Annotated in this window: 19 protein-coding genes; 8 read left to right on the top strand and 11 right to left on the bottom strand. The window is 65.9% G+C overall.

The window, feature by feature from the left end:
- Nucleotides 1–113, bottom strand: a 113-nt coding sequence (locus B2585_RS00260; protein WP_292019843.1) for a GTP-binding protein, incomplete at its 3' end; no start/stop codon positions are given.
- 222 nt (nt 114–335) lie between these two features.
- On the bottom strand, nt 336–1,088 hold the full coding sequence (locus B2585_RS00265; protein ID WP_292018993.1) for a hypothetical protein: 753 nt from the start codon (nt 1,086–1,088) through the stop codon (nt 336–338).
- 98 nt (nt 1,089–1,186) lie between these two features.
- Between B2585_RS00265 and B2585_RS00270 the strand changes: the two genes are divergently transcribed.
- The gene (locus tag B2585_RS00270; protein WP_292018994.1) at nt 1,187–2,554 is read left to right on the top strand and encodes a cytochrome P450; all 1,368 of its coding nucleotides are present in this window, start codon (nt 1,187–1,189) and stop codon (nt 2,552–2,554) included.
- Between the two features lie 15 nt (nt 2,555–2,569).
- On the opposite strand, the gene B2585_RS00275 is transcribed toward B2585_RS00270, so the two are convergent.
- The 4 genes from B2585_RS00275 to B2585_RS00290 all read right to left on the bottom strand — a co-directional run bounded on the left by B2585_RS00275 (nt 2,570) and on the right by B2585_RS00290 (nt 8,415).
- Nucleotides 2,570–3,787, bottom strand: coding sequence for a M48 family metallopeptidase (locus B2585_RS00275; protein WP_292018995.1), 1,218 nt, complete (start codon nt 3,785–3,787; stop codon nt 2,570–2,572).
- The gene (locus B2585_RS00280; protein ID WP_292018996.1) at nt 3,784–4,977 is read right to left on the bottom strand and encodes a DUF898 family protein; all 1,194 of its coding nucleotides are present in this window, start codon (nt 4,975–4,977) and stop codon (nt 3,784–3,786) included. The genes B2585_RS00275 and B2585_RS00280 overlap by 4 nt, the downstream gene beginning before the upstream one ends.
- 141 nt (nt 4,978–5,118) lie before the next feature.
- Nucleotides 5,119–5,904: a hypothetical protein gene (locus B2585_RS00285; protein WP_292018997.1), complete on the bottom strand. Its 786-nt coding sequence runs from the start codon at nt 5,902–5,904 to the stop codon at nt 5,119–5,121.
- Between the two features lie 57 nt (nt 5,905–5,961).
- A complete protein-coding gene (locus B2585_RS00290; protein ID WP_292018998.1) occupies nt 5,962–8,415 on the bottom strand; it encodes a DNA topoisomerase IV subunit A in 2,454 nt (817 codons plus the stop codon).
- Nucleotides 8,416–8,589: 174 nt separating this feature from the next.
- Here B2585_RS00290 and B2585_RS00295 point away from each other — a divergent pair, with 174 nt between their 5' ends.
- From B2585_RS00295 to B2585_RS00320, 6 genes are all read left to right on the top strand, one after another.
- Nucleotides 8,590–9,168, top strand: coding sequence for an SH3 domain-containing protein (locus B2585_RS00295; RefSeq protein ID WP_292018999.1), 579 nt, complete (start codon nt 8,590–8,592; stop codon nt 9,166–9,168).
- Entirely contained in the window at nt 9,165–10,001 is an 837-nt protein-coding gene (locus tag B2585_RS00300; protein WP_292019000.1) for an SDR family NAD(P)-dependent oxidoreductase, read from the top strand. The genes B2585_RS00295 and B2585_RS00300 overlap by 4 nt, the downstream gene beginning before the upstream one ends.
- Before the next feature lie 63 nt (nt 10,002–10,064).
- A complete protein-coding gene (locus tag B2585_RS00305; RefSeq protein WP_292019001.1) occupies nt 10,065–10,271 on the top strand; it encodes a twin transmembrane helix small protein in 207 nt (68 codons plus the stop codon).
- Between the two features lies 1 nt (nt 10,272).
- The gene (locus tag B2585_RS00310) at nt 10,273–10,845 is read left to right on the top strand and encodes a cob(I)yrinic acid a,c-diamide adenosyltransferase (RefSeq protein ID WP_292019002.1); all 573 of its coding nucleotides are present in this window, start codon (nt 10,273–10,275) and stop codon (nt 10,843–10,845) included.
- Between the two features lie 192 nt (nt 10,846–11,037).
- Nucleotides 11,038–11,871 (top strand): cytochrome b/b6 domain-containing protein, encoded by an 834-nt coding sequence (locus tag B2585_RS00315; RefSeq protein WP_292019003.1) that lies wholly within the window; start codon nt 11,038–11,040, stop codon nt 11,869–11,871.
- Nucleotides 11,868–12,617 (top strand): molybdopterin-binding protein, encoded by a 750-nt coding sequence (locus B2585_RS00320; RefSeq protein ID WP_292019004.1) that lies wholly within the window; start codon nt 11,868–11,870, stop codon nt 12,615–12,617. Before B2585_RS00315 ends, B2585_RS00320 begins: the two co-directional genes overlap by 4 nt.
- Here B2585_RS00320 and fmt read toward each other — a convergent pair.
- Genes fmt through def (B2585_RS00335) form a run of 3 tightly spaced genes read right to left on the bottom strand, consistent with a single transcriptional unit; the run spans nt 12,614 to nt 14,525 of the window.
- Complete coding sequence (gene fmt / locus B2585_RS00325; RefSeq protein WP_292019005.1) at nt 12,614–13,513, bottom strand: methionyl-tRNA formyltransferase; 900 nt, start codon at nt 13,511–13,513, stop codon at nt 12,614–12,616. The two genes, B2585_RS00320 and fmt, sit on opposite strands and share 4 nt — an antisense overlap.
- Nucleotides 13,510–14,004 (bottom strand): peptide deformylase, encoded by a 495-nt coding sequence (gene def, locus B2585_RS00330; RefSeq protein WP_292019006.1) that lies wholly within the window; start codon nt 14,002–14,004, stop codon nt 13,510–13,512. The genes fmt and def (B2585_RS00330) overlap by 4 nt, the downstream gene beginning before the upstream one ends.
- A complete protein-coding gene (gene def, locus B2585_RS00335) occupies nt 14,004–14,525 on the bottom strand; it encodes a peptide deformylase (protein WP_292019007.1) in 522 nt (173 codons plus the stop codon). Before def (B2585_RS00335) ends, def (B2585_RS00330) begins: the two co-directional genes overlap by 1 nt.
- Nucleotides 14,526–14,619: 94 nt before the next feature.
- Here def (B2585_RS00335) and B2585_RS00340 point away from each other — a divergent pair, with 94 nt between their 5' ends.
- Entirely contained in the window at nt 14,620–15,795 is a 1,176-nt protein-coding gene (locus tag B2585_RS00340; protein WP_292019008.1) for a MalY/PatB family protein, read from the top strand.
- A gap of 55 nt (nt 15,796–15,850) precedes the next feature.
- Here the strand turns inward: B2585_RS00340 and B2585_RS00345 are convergent, their stop codons facing one another.
- Nucleotides 15,851–16,669, bottom strand: a complete 819-nt coding sequence (locus B2585_RS00345) for a LysM peptidoglycan-binding domain-containing protein (protein WP_292019009.1) — start codon at nt 16,667–16,669, stop codon at nt 15,851–15,853.
- Nucleotides 16,670–16,679: 10 nt separating this feature from the next.
- A complete protein-coding gene (locus B2585_RS00350) occupies nt 16,680–17,309 on the bottom strand; it encodes a rhodanese-like domain-containing protein (protein ID WP_292019010.1) in 630 nt (209 codons plus the stop codon).
- Nucleotides 17,310–17,516: the final 207 nt, after the last annotated feature.

Consider the following 17,516-nt stretch of genomic DNA (forward strand, 5'->3'; position numbering starts at 1 on the left):
TCACCGAAGTACTTCGTGATCGCAGCCGTCAACGTCGTCTTGCCGTGGTCAACGTGACCAATGGTGCCGATGTTGCAGTGCGGTTTGTTACGTTCAAACTTTTCCTTAGCCATTGGCCATGCGCCTCATATCTCTGAGGGGCCCACCCTGGGCCCGGTTCCATGCACGGGGGGGCAAGTAGCCAATGCACAGGGGAAAATCAAGCGCTGATGGCATCAGAACGGGTGCAACCCGTGGCGCGTTTGCACCCCTGCACAAGCGGGACCGGCGCGTGCACGCGGTCCGCCCGTCTTCGGCCAACGGCGTCCCCGTGGTGTCCCACGGGGATCGGTCCGTCAGCTCGAGGATTCGATGATGGTCTCGCCGGAGGTGGTCGTCTCCATCTCGCCCGGCGTCTCGCTGCGGACGCCAGTGGATGTGCCGCCCACTTCCTGGCCGCCTTCGAGGACCGCGCCCTCTTCGCCGGCCTTGACCCGCGCGAACTGCGGCGGGACCGTTCCGGCGGTCGGCGCAGGCTTGCCGGCCGATGTCGTGGCCGGGTCCATGAGCGAGGCGTCACCGAACCATGCGACGTTCTCGAGCATGTATTTCTGCACCGACTTGGCGAGCGAACGCGCCAGCGACAGCATCTGCTCGTCGGCGGTCTTGGTCAGACCGGTGCCGATCAGCGCCTCGGGCGAAAGCTCTTCGGAAACCGTGAATATCTCGGGTTCGTTGATCGGCTCGCCTTTCTCGTCATCCCACAGGGTGACGGAGGCGACGAGCACCGATTTCGGCGTGAACACGACAGGAATGCCGATCATGGCGAGCGCGTAGCCGTCGACCTTGGTGGCGATGTGGAAATACTTGTCGCCGTCGTAGCGGCCGAAGCGTTCCTCCATCGCGAAGTTGATGGCTTCTTCCCAAGCCTCGTCGGTCGCTTCGCGCGAGAAGGGGCCGATCTCCGGCTCCTCGACGACGGTCACCGAGTGGCCCAGCAGGAAGCGCCCCATCGGTTCAGGCACTTTTGCAAGGTCATTGGTGACGGCACAGGCCGACAGGGAAACGGCTGCGGCGGCCAATGCTGCGAAGGTCGTCAGGCGGGACATGCTCACTCCTCGAAAGATTCACTCGTGCATACCCGCTGAAACCGGGTAGTTCAATTCACGTCCTTGCCTGTGGGCGTGAAGGCGGCAAAGGTGGCGCCATGCCGAACAAACGCACCCCCGTCGCCGTCCCGATTCCGGAAAAGCCCCGCAGGTTCCTGAACGCCGTCAGGGCGATGCAGGAAAATGCGCTGGCGCTCCTGCCCCGGATCGCCTTCACCCAGCCCATCGTATCGGGCCATGTGGTGCGGCGGTTCCACATGGTGATGGACCCGCCCTCGTTGCGCCGAATCCTGAAGGATAAGGCCGAGAACTACCCGAAATCCGAGGAAGCACAGGCCATGTTGCGCCCTGCGCTCGGCAACGGGCTCTTCCTGGCCGAGGGCGCGCACTGGCGCTGGCAGCGCCGCGCGGCCATGCCGATCTTCGCGCCACGCAACCTTACCGCGCTCACTCCGGTAATGACCGAGGCGGCGGAAGAGACCAGTCGGCGGATTGCCGCCCGTCCCGGCCCGCAGGACATGTATGGCGAGATGCTGCGCACTGCCTTCGACGTGATCGCGGCGGTGTCGATGTCGTCGGACACCGCGATTCCGCGCGAAGTCGCGCACAAGGCCATCGACCGCTACCTCGAAACGGCGGGGCGGGCCTCGCTCCTCGACATCCTGCGGGTGCCGGCATTCGTTCCCCGGCCATCGCGGGCGGTGGCGAAGGTCATCATTTCGGACCTCATCAAGGCGACGGACGCGGCCATCGAGGCGCGCATGGGCCGCGAACCGGCCGATCCGCCGCCGCTCCTCGACCTGCTCATCGGCGCGTCGGACCCCGAGACCGGGCGCACCATGACGGCCGGGGAATTGCGCGACAACCTCCTCACCTTCCTCGTGGCGGGGCACGAGACGACGGCGCTCACCCTGTCCTGGGCGCTCTATCTCATGGCTTTCGACGAGGAGGTGCAGGAAAAGGCGCGGGCCGAGGCGCAGGCGGTTCTGGGCGACAGGGCCGCCGGGGCCGACGACGTGGCCGGCCTGCCCTATATCCGCCAGATCGTGCTGGAAACCATGCGGTTGTATCCGCCCGTCGCGATCCTGTCGCGCACGGCGACGGAACCCGACATGCTGCGTGAACGCGAGGTGAAGCGGGGCGATGTCATGCTGCTTCCGTTCTACGCGCTCCACCGCAACGAATGCATCTGGGACGAGCCCAACGCCTTCGACCCGGACCGCTTCGCAGATCCCAAGTCCGTCGACCGCTACGCCTACCTGCCCTTCGGCGCGGGGCCGCGGGTGTGCCTGGGAATGGATTTCGGGATGCAGGAGGCGATCATTGTGCTGGCCACGCTGCTCGCCCGGTTCCGGTTCACCGCGATACCGGGGCGCGATCCCGAGCCGGTGATGATCCTGTCGCTCAGGCCCAAGGGCGGCGTCTGGCTGGACGTGCAGCCGCTGGGCGAGACGGCCGGTCCCTGAAGGTTTCGGCCCGGCTCAGTTCCGGCCGCCCAGCCCGCCGCCGCCATTTCCCTCTTCCGCAGGCAGATCCTCGGCCGGGTCGGACGGGGCCGGCCCGCACATCGTCTGCATCGCGCGCCATTGCGCCGGGGTGATGATGGGCAGGCCATAGTCCTGCCCCCCCGATGCCTGCTGCGCCGCCTCGATGCGCGAGACCATCTGGGGGTGGCTGGCGAAGTGGGCCATGATGCCCTCGGCGTCCCCGTATTCGTCCATCAGCCGCTGAAAGATCGTGCCGAGCGCCGCCGGGTCCACCCCGGCTTCCCGCATGAGGTCGTGGGCATAATCGTCCGCCCCGGCCTCGGCGGCCTGCGAATATTTCGCGTTGATAAGCTGGTTGGCGAGCATCAGCACAACTGTGCCGCCCGCGAAATCGCCGAACAGAAGACCGAGCACACCAATGGACCCGGCCGACCGCAGGGCATCGCGGGTCGGGTCGCGGTTCACCACATGGCCGATCTCGTGGGCGAGGATCGAGGCGACCTCTTCAGGCGTCTCCGCCGCTTCGATCAGACCGCGAAACAGGATCACCCGGCCGCCGGGCAGCGCGAAGGCATTGACAAGCTCGTGGTCCAGAACGGCGATCCGTGCCTCGTACGGCAGGTCGTCCGAGGGGTCGAGCCGCGCCATCATCGCGTCGATGGCGGCCATCCCGTCGCCGTCCTCGCACAGCTGCACCGGCGAATTGGCCCGGCCCAGCGCGCCCCGGATCTGCTCGAACGTCGCATCGCCCAGCGCGCGCTCGCCATCCGGCGGAAGGTAGGTGGCAAGCTGGTCGGCCATGATCGGCACGAGGACGAAGATGATGAGCGCCACGCTCGCGACCGCACCACCTGCCCAGGCGGTGATCCGGCCCCAGTTGCCCACCGGTTGTCGCTGACCAAGGTTCGGCGCGACCGAGCGCAGTTCGGCGGCGACATAGGGGTTGTCCACCACCAGCCGCGCCATGTTGTCGAAGCCCTCGGTCAGCACGATCCCTTCGGAATAGGCCTGATCGCGCAGGGCGCGCAGCGCGTCGAGCGGCCAGTAGACCCGGTTCCCGTCCGGCAGGATGATGTTGAGATGCGTGCGCGACAGTTCGAGCGCCACGCGGTGCATGACCGCATCCGTCCCGTCGACGTAATCGGCATAGACGGTGGTGTCCGCGGGCGGCGTGTCGGGCGCGGTGGGCGCCATCCCCGTCTCGTCGCTCAAAACGCATCCCCCAGCGGCAGGGCATCGGCAAAGCCCTCGGCCTCGGCGAATTCGTCACGGTCACGCTGGCGCACAGCCATGAGCGCGCCGGGATTCACCACCTCGGTCACTTCGGCAAGGTGCTGGGCCAGTGGCAGGGTAATGAAGGTCTCTTTCAACACGTTCCAGAACACGAACACCCCGAAATAGACGATGAGTCCCGCGACGATCGGAATGATCTTGGGCAGCGCACCCAGCGTGGTGAAATAGCCTTCCTCCAGAACGTCGCCGTCGAACCCGGTGATGGCAGCGAGGATGCCGACCACGATCCCGCCAGCGATCATCCCGACGAGGAACAGCCCGCTCATCGCGGCCCAGCCACCGGCATAGATCCCGATGATCCGCCCCGTGCGCGGGCTGGTGCGCAGGCTCGCGTCACCCAGCGTCTTGGTCTCGGTCAGGGCCTTGAAGCTCCCCGCCTTCCACGCGGCGAGGCCATAGACGAACCAGCCGAAGCCAAGCGGGATCAGCGGGCCGAACCGCGGCTCGCCCGTGACTCCGATCAGGGCGCCGGTCCCGCCCATCAGGGCGACCGACAGATAGACATGCAGCATCGGCCGGACGAGCATCTTCCACGACCCGCCCTGATGCATCCGGTGATCGCCATAGTAGGTCCGATCCACCCGATACTTCTCAAGGTAATAGGTCATGACCGGCCAGTAGAGACCGGCGGTGAGCACAGTCAGCCCCCAATGCAGCATCGAGCGCCAGACAAAGCCCGCGACACCGGGCTCCAGCCCGAACCGGATGCCCCGCCAGCGCGTGCGCCCCAGCACGTAGCGCCGCGCGCGGTACTGGGCGAAAAAGATCATCGGCGTGATCCCAATGACCGACACCACATAGGCCGGGGCGTTCCCGCTGAAGAGCGAGAAGGAAAAGAACATCAGGATCAGGTTCACGATCCCGATGTAGAAGGCGAGGATCACGACGGCGGTGAGAAACCCCAGAAGCTTCTCGGTGGGCCGCCCGACGTATTCGAGAGGCATGCCCCCCGGGCGGATCGCGCTCCAGTAATAGCGCCGCATCCGGGTCTTCATCCAGAAGCGGTACATGCCCGCCGTAATCACCGTGAAAATCCCCGTGATCATCGCAAGACGGAAGATTGGCGACTTGGCGCCTTTGTAGTCCGTCGAGAGGTCGGCGAAGGTCATGGGTCAGGGCCGCGTTTCGATGCGATGAAATCCAGTCGGAGCGCGAGGCCCCGACCGCACGTTTGCCGATCCGCGGTCGCATGTCCACCATCACGCGTCCTCGCTGTGCCCGCGCATGGCACTGCGGAGACACAGCGCGCCCTAGCGCACCTTTATGCGCGAGACCCGGATATTGCGCATCTGGATCGTGAAACCGCCGGCAGGCGGCATCCGTCCTGCCCGGTTCAGACCGTCACGCCGCGCCCGTTCTCCGTACCCGCGAAACAGGATGCCAAGCTGGAACTGCACCGGTTGGTTCACGCGCTGAAGGTCCGGCACGCACTGAAAGACGCCGGGTTGTCCGCAGTCCCGCGGGATCGCCGTCTGGCCGCGATAGGCGATGACCGGCTTGCCGTCGCAGATCACCTGGAGGAACCCGTCCTCGCCTGCAGCCCATTTCACCTGCACCTTGATACTGCGCCACGATCCGAACGCGCCCGGCGGGATACAGCGCGTGTCGTCGAAGGAGATGCCCTTGACGCTGTCGAGGTGGAGCGTGTGGATGTGGTTCTTGATCGTGTTGAGGCGCTGCCACTCGGCGATTTCCAGAAGACTGCGCCGGTTCGGTCCACCGCCGTAACGTAAACCAGCGGGCACCATGACCTCGAAGGCGTATTCGAGGCTTTGGCCCAGATTCGCGTGGCTGCGGTAGGCGATACGCGACCGGAGGTTGCCGTTGAAGCAATCGCTCTCGCCACGCCCGTCACCGTATTTGCGGCTGCTGCAATCGCCCTCCTCCACGTGGAGCGTCACGACGCCGTTCTGCGTGACGGGCGCGCGGCCGTTGAAGACATGGTTCTCGAACCCGTTGGGCGCGCCCGACGCGACGCCCGGAAGGATGGCAAAGGCGAGGGCGAGACGCACGAGAGCGGCGGACAGACGGGTCAATGAAATCTCCCACAAGCTATGCGGGAAGCTTGCACGACATCGTTCGTCCGGCAAAATTCAGGTAAAGGTGTTGGACTTCGGGAAGCCGTGGGGCGGCATTTTCCCCACCCCGGCCCGTTTGCCGATCCACGGGCTCATGTCCACCTCTGTGCGCGTCCGGTCCCCGGTCGCGGCCCAGCTCAGGCCCGCGGCGAGGTCGAAGGTGGTAAGGTCCGACAGCCCGCCATCGATGTCGAGCGTCCCCTGCCGCCCGCGCGCGCTGCCGTATTTCTGAAGCCTGACGCCCTTGCCGCGCCCCATCTCCGGAAGCTCGGCCAGCGGGAAGACGAGCAGCTTGCGGTTCTCGCTCACCACCGCGACGTGATCGCCCGCGACCGGACGCACGAGTTTCGCGACGGTGCCGGAGGTATTCAGCACCTGCTTGCCGTTCTTGGTCTGGGCCACGACTTCGGCCTCGGGCACGATGAACCCGTTGCCGGCCTTGGAGGCGACGATCAGCTTGCGGTCGGGCTGATGGACGAACATGTCCACGATCTCGACGTCGTTGGGCAGGTCGATCATGAGCCGCACGGGCTCGCCCATCCCCCGCCCGCCGGGCAGATTCGCGGCGGACAGCGTGTAGAACCGCCCGTTCGCCCCGAACAGGATCACCCGGTCCGTCGTCTCGGCATGGAAGGCAAAGCGCGGACCGTCGCCATCCTTGAACTTGAACTCGCGGCTCAGGTCGACATGGCCCGACATGGCGCGAATCCAGCCCATCTGGCTGCACACGACCGTCACAGGTTCGCGCTCGATCATCGCCTCCAGCGGCACGTCCGGCACTTCGGCGGCCTCCGCGAACTGCGTGCGCCGCGCGCCGCCCTCGTAATCCCTGCCGAACTTCTTCTTGGCGTCCTTCAGCTCGTCACTGATGCGCGTCCATTGCAGGTCTTCGCTGTCCAGCAGGTCCTCGAGCCCGGCGCGCTCTTCCATCAGCGCATCACGCTCCCGGATCAGCTCCAGCTCTTCGAGACGCCGCAACGACCGCAGCCGCATGTTGAGGATCGCATCGGCCTGCACGTCCGACAGCCCCTCGGACCGCCCCACGAACCGGCGCGGGTTGGCGCCCGATCCGGTGCTGTCCGTGATGATCTCGGGCGCGGTCGCGTCGACATCCTCGCGCAACTCAAGGCTCGCAACATCCACACCGATGAGCGGCGAGACGTAGTCGGCCTCGGACGTGGCACGCCGAATCGTGTCCTGATGCGGGCGCGACCAGTCCTCGTACATCAGCCCGGCCTTGGGGTCGTCGTCATAGCGGATGATGTCGATCACCCGGTCGAGGTTGAGGAAGGCGATGATGAAGCCTTCGAGCACCTCCAGCCGGTGATCGATCTTGGCCATCCGGTGCTGCGAGCGGCGGATCAGAACCTCGCGCCGGAAATCGAGGAAGGCGCGCAGGATTTCCTTGAGCGAACAGACCTTGGGCGTCAGCCCGTCGATCAGCACGTTCATGTTGAGGGAAAAGCGCACTTCCAGATCGGAGTTCCGGAACAAAAGCCCCATCAGCATGTCGGGCTCGACATTGCGCGACTTCGGCTCAAGCACGATCCGCACGTCATCCGCGCTCTCGTCGCGCACGTCGGCCAGAAGCGGCACCTTCTTGGTCTGGATGACCTCGGCCAGCTTTTCGATCAGCTTGGATTTCTGAACCTGAAACGGGATCTCGGTAACGACGATCTGCCACTGGCCCCGGCCAAGGTCCTCGACCTCCCACTTCGAGCGCAGGCGGATCGAGCCGCGCCCGGTGCGGTAAGCTTCCGCGATATTCTCGCGCGGCTCCACGATCATACCGCCGGTCGGAAAATCCGGACCGGGGATGTAGTTCAGAAGCGTGTCATCGCGGGCATCCGGCGTCTTGATGAGATGCACGCAGGCATCCACCAGTTCCGCGATGTTGTGCGGCGGAATGTTCGTCGCCATCCCCACCGCGATCCCCGCCGCGCCATTGGCCAGCAGGTGCGGAAAGGTGGCAGGCAGAACCACCGGCTCGCGCAGCGTCCCGTCATAATTCTCGCGAAAGTCGACCGAATCCTCGTCCAGTCCTTCGAGCAGCGCCTCGGCCACGATGGTCATCCGCGCTTCGGTATAGCGCGAGGCCGCCGGGTTATCCCCGTCGATATTGCCGAAGTTCCCCTGCCCGTCGACGAGCGGGTAACGCACGTTGAAGTCCTGCGCGAGCCGCGCCATCGCGTCGTAGATCGCCGTGTCGCCGTGGGGGTGATAGTTGCCCATCACGTCGCCCGAAATCTTCGACGACTTGCGGAAACGCCCGCCAGAGGCCAGCCGCAGCTCCCGCATCGCATAGAGAATGCGCCGGTGCACCGGCTTCAGCCCGTCGCGCGCGTCGGGCAGCGCCCGGTTCATGATCGTGGACAGGGCGTAGGTCAGGTAGCGGTCGCCGATCGCCCGGCGCAGCGGCTCGGCGAATTCGGTGATCGGGTTCTGGGGGTCATCCACCTGGTCGGTCATGGGACCCGGAATACTGAAGGAACGGAATCGCGTAAAGCGCGTTTCATATGTGGAAGACGGACGTGACACAGCTGCCACCAAAAGGACGGCTTTATTCGCCATCTTCCTGCCGAATCATTGCCAGCCGCAGGGCGCGGTCGGTATCTTCTGACTCTCTTGGGGAGAATCTGACTCATGGGCCTCGTTCGTCTTTCCGTTCTCACGCTCGCCGGTCTCGGCGCGTCGATGTATTGGTTCGGGCGCGACGCAGGTGTGCCGGATGACCCCATCGGTCGGGAAACGGCGCTGATCTCCGACGATTTCATCACCGCCATCACGGGAAGCGGCGAGGAGTCGCAGGAAGACGAACGCCTCGCCCGCGCCCTCGCGTCAGACGCCAGCCCCGAGACCGCGACGCTCGTGGCCTTCCGCGCCGACCGGGACAAACCTGCGGCGCAACCCGCCGTCGCCACTGTCGAAGGCGGAGAAACCGGGGTCGTCGGCACGGCCTCCGAACCCGAAGCCAACCGTCCCCTGAGCGGGACCGAAAAACCGGCGGCGGAGCCTGAAGCGGACTACCTCTACGTCACCGGATCGCGCGTGAACGTGCGGGGCGGCCCGTCCACGGCCTATGGCGTCATCTCGTCCCTCGGACAGGGCACGCGCGTGGAAGACATCGGGGATGCCGGTAACGGCTGGCGCCAAGTGGTGTTGACGGACACAGGCGAGCGCGGCTTCATGGCCGGACGTTTCCTGTCGCCTCAGCAGCCTTGAACCAACCGAAATCGATCATCATGACCGGGTGTTCCTCCGGCATCGGCCTCGATGCCGCCAGAACGCTGACCGCGCGCGGCTGGCGCGTGTTCGCCACCTGCCGGAAAGAGGCGGATTGCGCACGCCTGCGTGACGACGGGCTCGAAAGCTTCGTGCTTGACCATCGGGACCCGGCGAGCATCGGCACCGCCATCACGGAAGCCACGACACGCACCGGCGGCACGCTCGACGCGGTGTTCTGCAATGCGGGCTACGGCCTCCCGGTCCTGATCGAGGATCTTCCCGCCTTCGTCCTGAAGGACATGATGGAAACCAACTTCTTCGGCGTCCATGAAATTGTGCGCCGCGTCATCCCCGTCATGCGCGCGCAGGGCTACGGCCGCATCATCAACTGCTCCTCCACGCTGGGCTTCTCGGCGATCCGCTGGCGCGCGCCCTACGTCGCGTCGAAGTTCGCTCTGGAGGGATATACCGATACCCTCCGGCTGGAGCTCGCACCGGACAACATCCACGCCATCCTGATCGAGCCCGGCCCGATCACCTCCAACTTCCGCCTGAACGCCAAGGCGCAGTTCGAGGCCCATATCGACTGGGAATCCTCGGCGAAACGCGCAGCCTACGAGGCAAAGATTTTGCCCCGCTTCGCCCGCGACATCGACGCGAAGGACCCCTTCGAACTGCCCGCCTCCGCCGTGACCGCAAAACTGATCCGCGCGCTCGAGGCCCGGCGCCCCCGGCCCCGCTACCTCGTCACAACGCCGACCTATATGTCCTACTGGGCGCGCCGGCTCCTGCCCACGCGGCTGGCCGACTGGTTCCTCGCCAAGGCGTGACGACGCGCCGCTCGCATCCCGCTTCGAGACGCGCTATCGCTGGGCCAAACCAAGGATAGACCCATGTTCGAAGATCCCCTCATCATCATCCCGCTGGCCGCGGTCCTGATCGTCGCCCTCATCCTTCTCACCGGCATCGGCAGCTTCGGGCGCGGCGGCGAATTCAACAAACGCAACGCCAACAAGATCATGCGCTACCGCATCTACGCGCAAGCGGTCGCCATCGTCCTGATCCTGGGCTACGTCTGGCTGAAACGGCAGGGAGGCTGACATGGTCGTTCTGAACAAGATCTACACCCGCACCGGCGACAAGGGCGACACGGCTCTGGGCGACGGCACGCGCGTACCGAAACACTCCCCCCGGGTCGAGGCGTATGGCACCGTCGATGAAACCAACGCGACGATCGGCATGGCCCGGCTCCACGCGACCGGCGACACCGACGACGCACTGGCGCGCATCCAGAACGACCTCTTCGATCTGGGCGCGGACCTGTGCCGCCCCGACATGGCCAAGGATGCCGAGGCGGAATATCCGCCGCTCCGCATGACCGACGCTCAGGTCGAGCGGCTCGAGGCCGAGATCGACGCCATGACCAAGGTGCTCGAACCGCTCCGCAGCTTCATCCTGCCCGGCGGCTCGCCCCTCGCAGCCTTCCTGCACCTCACGCGCACCGTCTCGCGCCGCGCCGAACGCCTCGCCACAGACCTCGCGACGGTCGAAGACGTGAACCCGGCAGCGGTCAAATACCTCAACCGCCTCTCCGACTGGTGCTTCACCGCGGCCCGCATGGCCAATGACGACGGCAAATCCGACGTCCTCTGGGTGCCCGGCGCGAACCGCTGACCCTCTTTCCGGTCTCGAAATATCCCGGAGGTCTGGAGGCTGGCCTCCAGCCGCCCGTGAGATCCGCAAGGATATCACGGGCTCCCAAAGCGCGGGCGCCAGCCCGCTCCACCTGAAACCATTTGGACGTTGGAGCCGTTTGTTCTTGGTGAAGGCCGCATCACAAGCGGCCAAAACCGACAGGGAGGCCCCATGACCGCAAGCGCCGAGCACACCCCCGCAACGGGCGGCGACCGCGTCTATCGCCACCGGACCGGCACCCGGCTGTGGCACTGGACGACGGTGCTGACCTTCGTCGTCATGCTGATGTCCGGCCTTATGATCTTCAACGCCCACCCCCGGCTCTACTGGGGCCAGTATGGCGCGAACCCCGACTACGCCTGGATGGAGATCGGCAATGACGACCGGCGCGGTTACCTGCGTGTGGGCAATATCGACGTCACGACCACCGGCGTCCTCGGCATAAACAACACGCAGGACGGCGAACTGACCGCGCGGGCCTTCCCATGGTGGTCCACGATCCCCTCCAACTACAACCTCGCCCGCGCCCGGCTCTGGCACCTGACCTTCGCCTGGGTGCTGGCGCTCACCATGACCGCCTACCTCATCGGCACCCTCTTCGGCCGTCACCGCCGCGACCTCCTGCCTGCGAAGGGCGAGGCGCGTCCCGGCCACATCTGGCGCGACATCAAGGACCACGCCCGCCTGCGGTTCCCGCGAGGCGAGGCGGCGGCGCGCTACAACATCCTGCAAAAGCTGACCTACCTGACCGTGCTGCTCGTCCTCTTCCCCGGCATGATCCTGACCGGCCTCACCATGTCGCCGAACCTGAACGCGAAACTTCCGTTCCTGCTCGACCTTTTCGGCGGGCGGCAATCGGCGCGCTCGCTCCACTTCATCTTCGCCTTCGGGCTGGTGGGCTTCGTGGTCATCCACCTCGTCATGGTGGTGCTCGCAGGCCCGATCAACGAAGTGCGCTCCATGCTGACCGGCTGGTTCCGCCTGCCGAAGGAGAAAGACCAATGAGCCTTATCACCCGCCGCCGCCTCATTACCGGGCTTGGCTACACCGCCCTTGCGGGCACCGCGGGCGGGCTGGCCGTCAGCCCCGCCTTCCGCGATCTCGTGCTCAAGGGCGGCGAGACGCTGTCTTACAACACGCACCGTCTGGTGGGCCGCGACGCGCTCGTGCGCGAATATTCCGAGGCCGAGATGTCACCGGATTTCCGCACCAACGGCAGCACGGCAGGCAGCACCGACGAATGGCTCGCGGGTCGCGACAATGGCTTCGCAAACTGGCAGCTCGGCGTCTCCGGCCTTGTCGCCCAGCCCGCGCAGTTCAGCCTCGACGCCCTGCGCTCCATGCCCGCGCGCACCCAGATCACGCGACACGACTGCGTCGAGGGGTGGAGCGCCATCGGCAAATGGACCGGCGTGCCCCTGTCCGAAGTGCTGGAACGCGTCCAGCCGAAGCCCAACGCGAATTACGTGGTATTCCGCTGCGCAGACCGGATGGGCCTGTCGCTCTACTATGAGAGCATCGACATGGTCGACGCCTATCACCCGCAGACCATCCTCGCCTATGGCATGAACGACCAGACGCTCCCCGTCGGCCACGGCGCCCCGATCCGCCTGCGGGTCGAGCGGCAGTTGGGCTACAAGAACGCCAAGTACATCATGCAGATCGAACTGGTGGAAAGCCTCGACGGAATCGCCGGGGGCAAGGGTGGCTATTGGGAAGATCGCGGATACGAATGGTATGCCGGGATCTAATCCACGCGCGCGGGCATCTGGAACCCGCGCAGGAACTCATCGGCGTCCATCCCGCGCCCGCCGGGCTTCTGCGCCCGCGTGATTTCCACAGCACCGTCGCCACAGGCGATGGTCAGCGGCCCGATCACCTCACCCGGCGCACCGCTCCCGGCGACGAGGCGTGAGCCGAGGAGCTTCACCCGCACCCCGTCCATCTCGCACCATGCACCCGGAAAGGGCGACAGCCCCCGGATCACCTGGTCGACCTCTGCGGCGGGCCGGGTCCAATCCACCCGCGCCTCGGCCTTGTCAATCTTGGCGGCATAGGTCACGCCGTCCTCCGGCTGCACCTCGGGCGTCAGCGTATCCAACTGTCCCAGCGCCTCGACAATCGCATCAGCCCCCAGCGCTGACAGCCGGTCATGCAGTTCGCCGGTGGTCTCCTCTGCGCCAATCTCCGTCTCCCGCCGCAACAGCACCGGCCCGGTGTCCAGACCTGCCTCCATCTGCATGATGCACACGCCGGTTCGCGCATCCCCGGCCATGATCGCCCGGTGGATCGGCGCGGCCCCACGCCAGCGCGGCAGGAGCGAGGCGTGAATGTTCAGGCACCCATGGGCGGGCGCATCCAGCACCGGCTGCGGCAGGATCAGGCCATAGGCGACGACCACGGCGGCATCCGCCCCGAGCGCCGCGAACGCAGCCTGCTCGTCCGCGCCCTTGAGCGATTTCGGATGACGCACCGGCAGGCCCAGCGCCTCGGCCCGCGCCTGCACGGGCGTCGGGCGGTCCTTTTTGCCCCGGCCCGCCGGGCGCGGCGGCTGGCAATAGACGCAGACAATCTCGTGGCCCGCCGCGACCAGCGCGTCGAGCACCGGGACGGAAAAGTCGGGGCTGCCCATGAAGATCAGTTTCATGATTTCGCCTTTCGCGCCTTGGCGATCAGACGGTCGCGCTTGAGCTTCGACAGGTGGTCGAAATACATCCTGCCGTTCAGGTGGTCGATCTGGTGCTGCACGCTCGTGGCCCAGAGCCCGACGAAATCCTGCTCGCGCACCTCGCCCGTCTCGTCCATGAACCTGACCGTCACCGCACGCGGGCGGCTGATGGTCGCCCAGACGCCGGGCAGGTTGGGCGAGGCTTCGTCATGCTCGCGCAGCTTCACGCTGGCATGGAGCACTTCGGGGTTCGCCATGCGCACGGCCTTGCCGCGCTCCTCGGACGCATCGACGACCGCCAGACGTTGCATCACGCCAAGCTGCACGGCGGCCAGACCGACCCCCGGCATCGTCTCCATCGCCTCGATCATCTCGTCCCAGATCGCGCGCACCTCGTCGGTCACAGCCTCGACCGGCTGGGCGGCTGTCCGCAGCCGCTTGTCCGGCCACATCACGAAAGGGCGCGGCATCAGACCCGCGCCCGCTCGCGTTTCAGCTTCTGGGATTTGCGCGTCATCATCTGGCGCTTCATCGGCGACAGGTAGTCGATGAACAGCTTGCCGTTCAGATGGTCGATCTCGTGCTGCACACAGGTCGACCAGAGCCCTTCGAAATCCCGCTCCTGCTCGTTGCCCGCACGGTCGATCCAGCGGACCTTGACCTCGGCGGGCCGCGTCACTTCGGCATATTGCTCGGGGATGGACAGGCACCCCTCCTCGTAGACGCTGGTGTCGTCGGACGACAGCACCACCTCGGGGTTGAACATGACGAGCGGCTGGGGCGGCTCGCTTTCGTCCTTCACGCAGTCCAGCACGATGAGGCGCTGAAGCACGCCCACCTGCGGCGCGGCAAGGCCAATGCCCGGCGCGTCGTACATGGTCTCGAGCATATCGTCGGCGAGCGCGATCAGCTCGTCGTCGAGGTCGTGGACCTTTTCGGCCTCCTTTTTGAGGCGCGGGTCGGGGTGTATCAGGATCGGACGTATCGGCATGACGTTTCAATTATGACACGCACGCGCATTTCGCAACGGCCCCTTGCACTCACCGATGTCGCAGCTAGCTTGTCCGCCAAATTTCGGAGGCAGTATGAGTTACGATTTCGACCGCATCATCGACCGCGTGGGCACCCATTCCGCCAAGTGGGACAAGATGGAGCCGATTTACGGGGTCTCGCCCGAGGACGGTATCCCGATGTGGGTGGCGGACATGGATTTCGCCGCCGCCCCGCCGATTCAGGCCGCGCTCGACCGGATGCGCGAAGTCGGCGTCTACGGCTATTACGCCGACGACAGCGGCTATCGCGCGGCGATTCAATGGTGGATGGCCAACCGCCACGGCTGGGACATCGAATCCGATTGGATTCTCACCACGCATGGCCTTGTGAACGCCGTGGCGCTGGCGATGGAAGCCAACACCGATCCCGGCGACGGCATCGTGCTGATGACGCCCGTTTACCATGCCTTCCACCGCATCATCAAAGCCGCCGGGCGCGCGGTCGTGGAATGTCCGCTCGCCGTGACCGACGGGCGGCACGAGATGGATTTCGACGCCTGGGACGCGCAAATGACCGGGTCCGAGCGGATGCTCATCCTCTGTTCCCCGCACAACCCCGGCGGCCGCGTCTGGACGCGGGCGGAGCTGGAGGGCGTCGCGGCTTTCGCGAAACGCCACGACCTGATCCTCGTCTCGGACGAGGTCCATCAGGACATCGTGTTCCCCGGCGCGACGCACCTCCCGATGGCCAACATCGGCGGGATCGAGGACCGGCTTATCACCCTGTCGGCCACCTCCAAGACCTTCAACATCGCCGGCTGCGATACGGGCAACGCCATCATCGCGGACAAGGCCCTGCGCGCGAAGTTCGCGGCGGTTCAGACCGGCCTCTCCCTGTCGCCCAACGCCTTCGGCCTCAACATGGTCGAAGCCGCCTACTCTCCCGAAGGCGCGGACTGGGTCGATGCGCTGGTGGATTATCTCGACGAGAACCGGCGCATCCTCGACGACGGTTTCAACGCGATCCCGGGCGTGCGCTCGATGCCGCTTGAGGCCACCTACCTGTCATGGGTCGACTTCTCCGGCACCGGCATGGACGACGCCGAGGCGATCCGGCGCGTGCAGGACGAGGCGAAGATCGCGGTGAACCACGGCACCACCTTCGGCGACGGCGGCAGCGGCCACCTGCGGTTCAACTTCGGCACCCGCCGCGCGCTGGTCACTGAAGCGGTGGAGCGGATGCAGGCGGCCTTCTCGGACCTGCAATAAAAAAAGCCCCGGCACGAGGCCGGGGCAGGAGCACCTTCTTCGGTACGAGGTCGTCTTAGCCGGGAATGCGGAGCTGCTGGCCCACCCGGATCTTGTCCGGGCTTGCGATGACGTCGCGATTGGCCTCGAAGATCCGCTCGAACTGCCCGGAATCCTTGTAAAAAATCAATGCGATATAGGCGAGGCTGTCGCCCTGCTCGACGGTATAGAGCCGCTCGCCCGCCACCTCCTGCACTGCCGGCGCGCGGGGCGTCGTGCCCGCGTTCGCCTCGGCGGCGATGGCCTGAATCTCGGCAGCGTCCGCGCTGCCCATCGACTGCTGCACGATGGCGGCAATGAGCGTGCGGGTATCCACGCGCCCATCCACGGTCATCAGCGCCTCGGGCACCTGCACGGACCCCGACGTGACCGCCTCGTTCAGGAGCGCGTCGATATAGGCGTCGCTCTCCCCCGCCTGCATGGATTGCGAAATGATCGCCTCAAGGCTCTGCGGGGCCGGGTTGGTGGGGGCCGTGGCGCCGTTCAGGCTCGCCAGCACCGCCGCGGTCGCCTGCTGCATCGCGTCGTCACCGCCCGGCGCGGGGGCGGGCGCGCCGAGACCTGCCAGCACGCCGGAGGTCATCGCGGCCATGTCGTCCGCCTCCTCAGGGGCCGCCACCGTCTCGGGGGAGAGCGAGGCGCGCACGGCGGAGGTCAGACCCGACAGATCGGTCGCCGGGGCCTGCGACGTGCGCGCGGACATCTGCGCGACGTCCTCGATCACGATGTCCTCGGCGAGGGCGAAATCGGCCGGGTCGCGCTGCCCGCCCTGGAGAAACAGCATACCCGAAACGGCGATGAGGAACCCCGCGATCAGGACGACGATACGATACATCGGCCCCTCCTTAAGCGTTCGGGGATTCGACGGTCAGGCCGAGCAACAGCCAAAGCTGCATCCCGCCCCGGTAATACCTGATCTTGTCCGCCGGATACCCGGCGTCCACGAGGTTGCGGATCGCGCGCGGGCTCTGGTCGCACCACGGTCCGTTGCAGAACAGCGTAAGGTCGCGCGCGGCGGCAAAGCTCCAGCCCGCGCCAGACTGGACCCCGCCAAGTGCCTGAAGGATCTGGTCGCGATAGGGGTTGGAGGGCTCGAGGGTCGCGAAGGGCACGTTCACCGCACCTGGGATCGTCCCCTTCGCGAACCATTCGGGAAGCCGGCTGTCGATCAACAGCCCGTTGCCCTTGGCCACCGACGTCTCGATGAAGTCGATAACCTCGAGTTCGCCCACCGTCGTCACACCCGGCGCTGCCGAAATCGGGTGGATACAAAACGGTGGGCAGGGGCGCGATGTCTTGGTGAACTCGTTGGTGATCTTGTGATTTGTGTCCTGGTTGCGCTCGATGGTGATCAGTTTCCCATTCACTTCCACCGAGAACGATGCGGTATCCGGAGTGATCCGGACCTCTTGCGCCAGAACGTCTTTGCTTGTGATGACACACGCCAGTGCGGCGACCAAGATCAGCCGAAACATCTACTGTCCCCCTGTCCTGTCCTGCTCGACAGGTAATTCTTCCCGGGTGGCAGCCCGGTATTCAATAGGCCACATCTTGGGCGAATCACCTCGGACGGTCAATATTTCGTATGATTCGCAGGCGATTCGGCAATCCGCGGAAAAAGCGAGTCGGGCCAATGGCTTGAGTCGCGGGAGACCCCGGAGCGGGTCGGATCGCGTGACATT

The sequence above is a fragment of the Maritimibacter sp. UBA3975 genome, assembly GCF_002384975.1.
GTDB lineage: Bacteria > Pseudomonadota > Alphaproteobacteria > Rhodobacterales > Rhodobacteraceae > Maritimibacter.

Coding starts and splice junctions, on each gene's coding strand:
- B2585_RS00265 (WP_292018993.1), bottom strand. CDS start 1,088: ATGTCCCGCCTGACGACCTTCGCAGCATTGGCCGCCGCAGCCGTTTCC.
- B2585_RS00270 (WP_292018994.1), top strand. CDS start 1,187: ATGCCGAACAAACGCACCCCCGTCGCCGTCCCGATTCCGGAAAAGCCC.
- B2585_RS00280 (WP_292018996.1), bottom strand. CDS start 4,977: ATGACCTTCGCCGACCTCTCGACGGACTACAAAGGCGCCAAGTCGCCA.
- B2585_RS00290 (WP_292018998.1), bottom strand. CDS start 8,415: ATGACCGACCAGGTGGATGACCCCCAGAACCCGATCACCGAATTCGCC.
- B2585_RS00295 (WP_292018999.1), top strand. CDS start 8,590: ATGGGCCTCGTTCGTCTTTCCGTTCTCACGCTCGCCGGTCTCGGCGCG.
- B2585_RS00305 (WP_292019001.1), top strand. CDS start 10,065: ATGTTCGAAGATCCCCTCATCATCATCCCGCTGGCCGCGGTCCTGATC.
- B2585_RS00310 (WP_292019002.1), top strand. CDS start 10,273: ATGGTCGTTCTGAACAAGATCTACACCCGCACCGGCGACAAGGGCGAC.
- B2585_RS00315 (WP_292019003.1), top strand. CDS start 11,038: ATGACCGCAAGCGCCGAGCACACCCCCGCAACGGGCGGCGACCGCGTC.
- B2585_RS00320 (WP_292019004.1), top strand. CDS start 11,868: ATGAGCCTTATCACCCGCCGCCGCCTCATTACCGGGCTTGGCTACACC.
- fmt (WP_292019005.1), bottom strand. CDS start 13,513: ATGAAACTGATCTTCATGGGCAGCCCCGACTTTTCCGTCCCGGTGCTC.
- def (WP_292019006.1), bottom strand. CDS start 14,004: ATGCCGCGCCCTTTCGTGATGTGGCCGGACAAGCGGCTGCGGACAGCC.
- def (WP_292019007.1), bottom strand. CDS start 14,525: ATGCCGATACGTCCGATCCTGATACACCCCGACCCGCGCCTCAAAAAG.
- B2585_RS00340 (WP_292019008.1), top strand. CDS start 14,620: ATGAGTTACGATTTCGACCGCATCATCGACCGCGTGGGCACCCATTCC.
- B2585_RS00345 (WP_292019009.1), bottom strand. CDS start 16,669: ATGTATCGTATCGTCGTCCTGATCGCGGGGTTCCTCATCGCCGTTTCG.
- B2585_RS00350 (WP_292019010.1), bottom strand. CDS start 17,309: ATGTTTCGGCTGATCTTGGTCGCCGCACTGGCGTGTGTCATCACAAGC.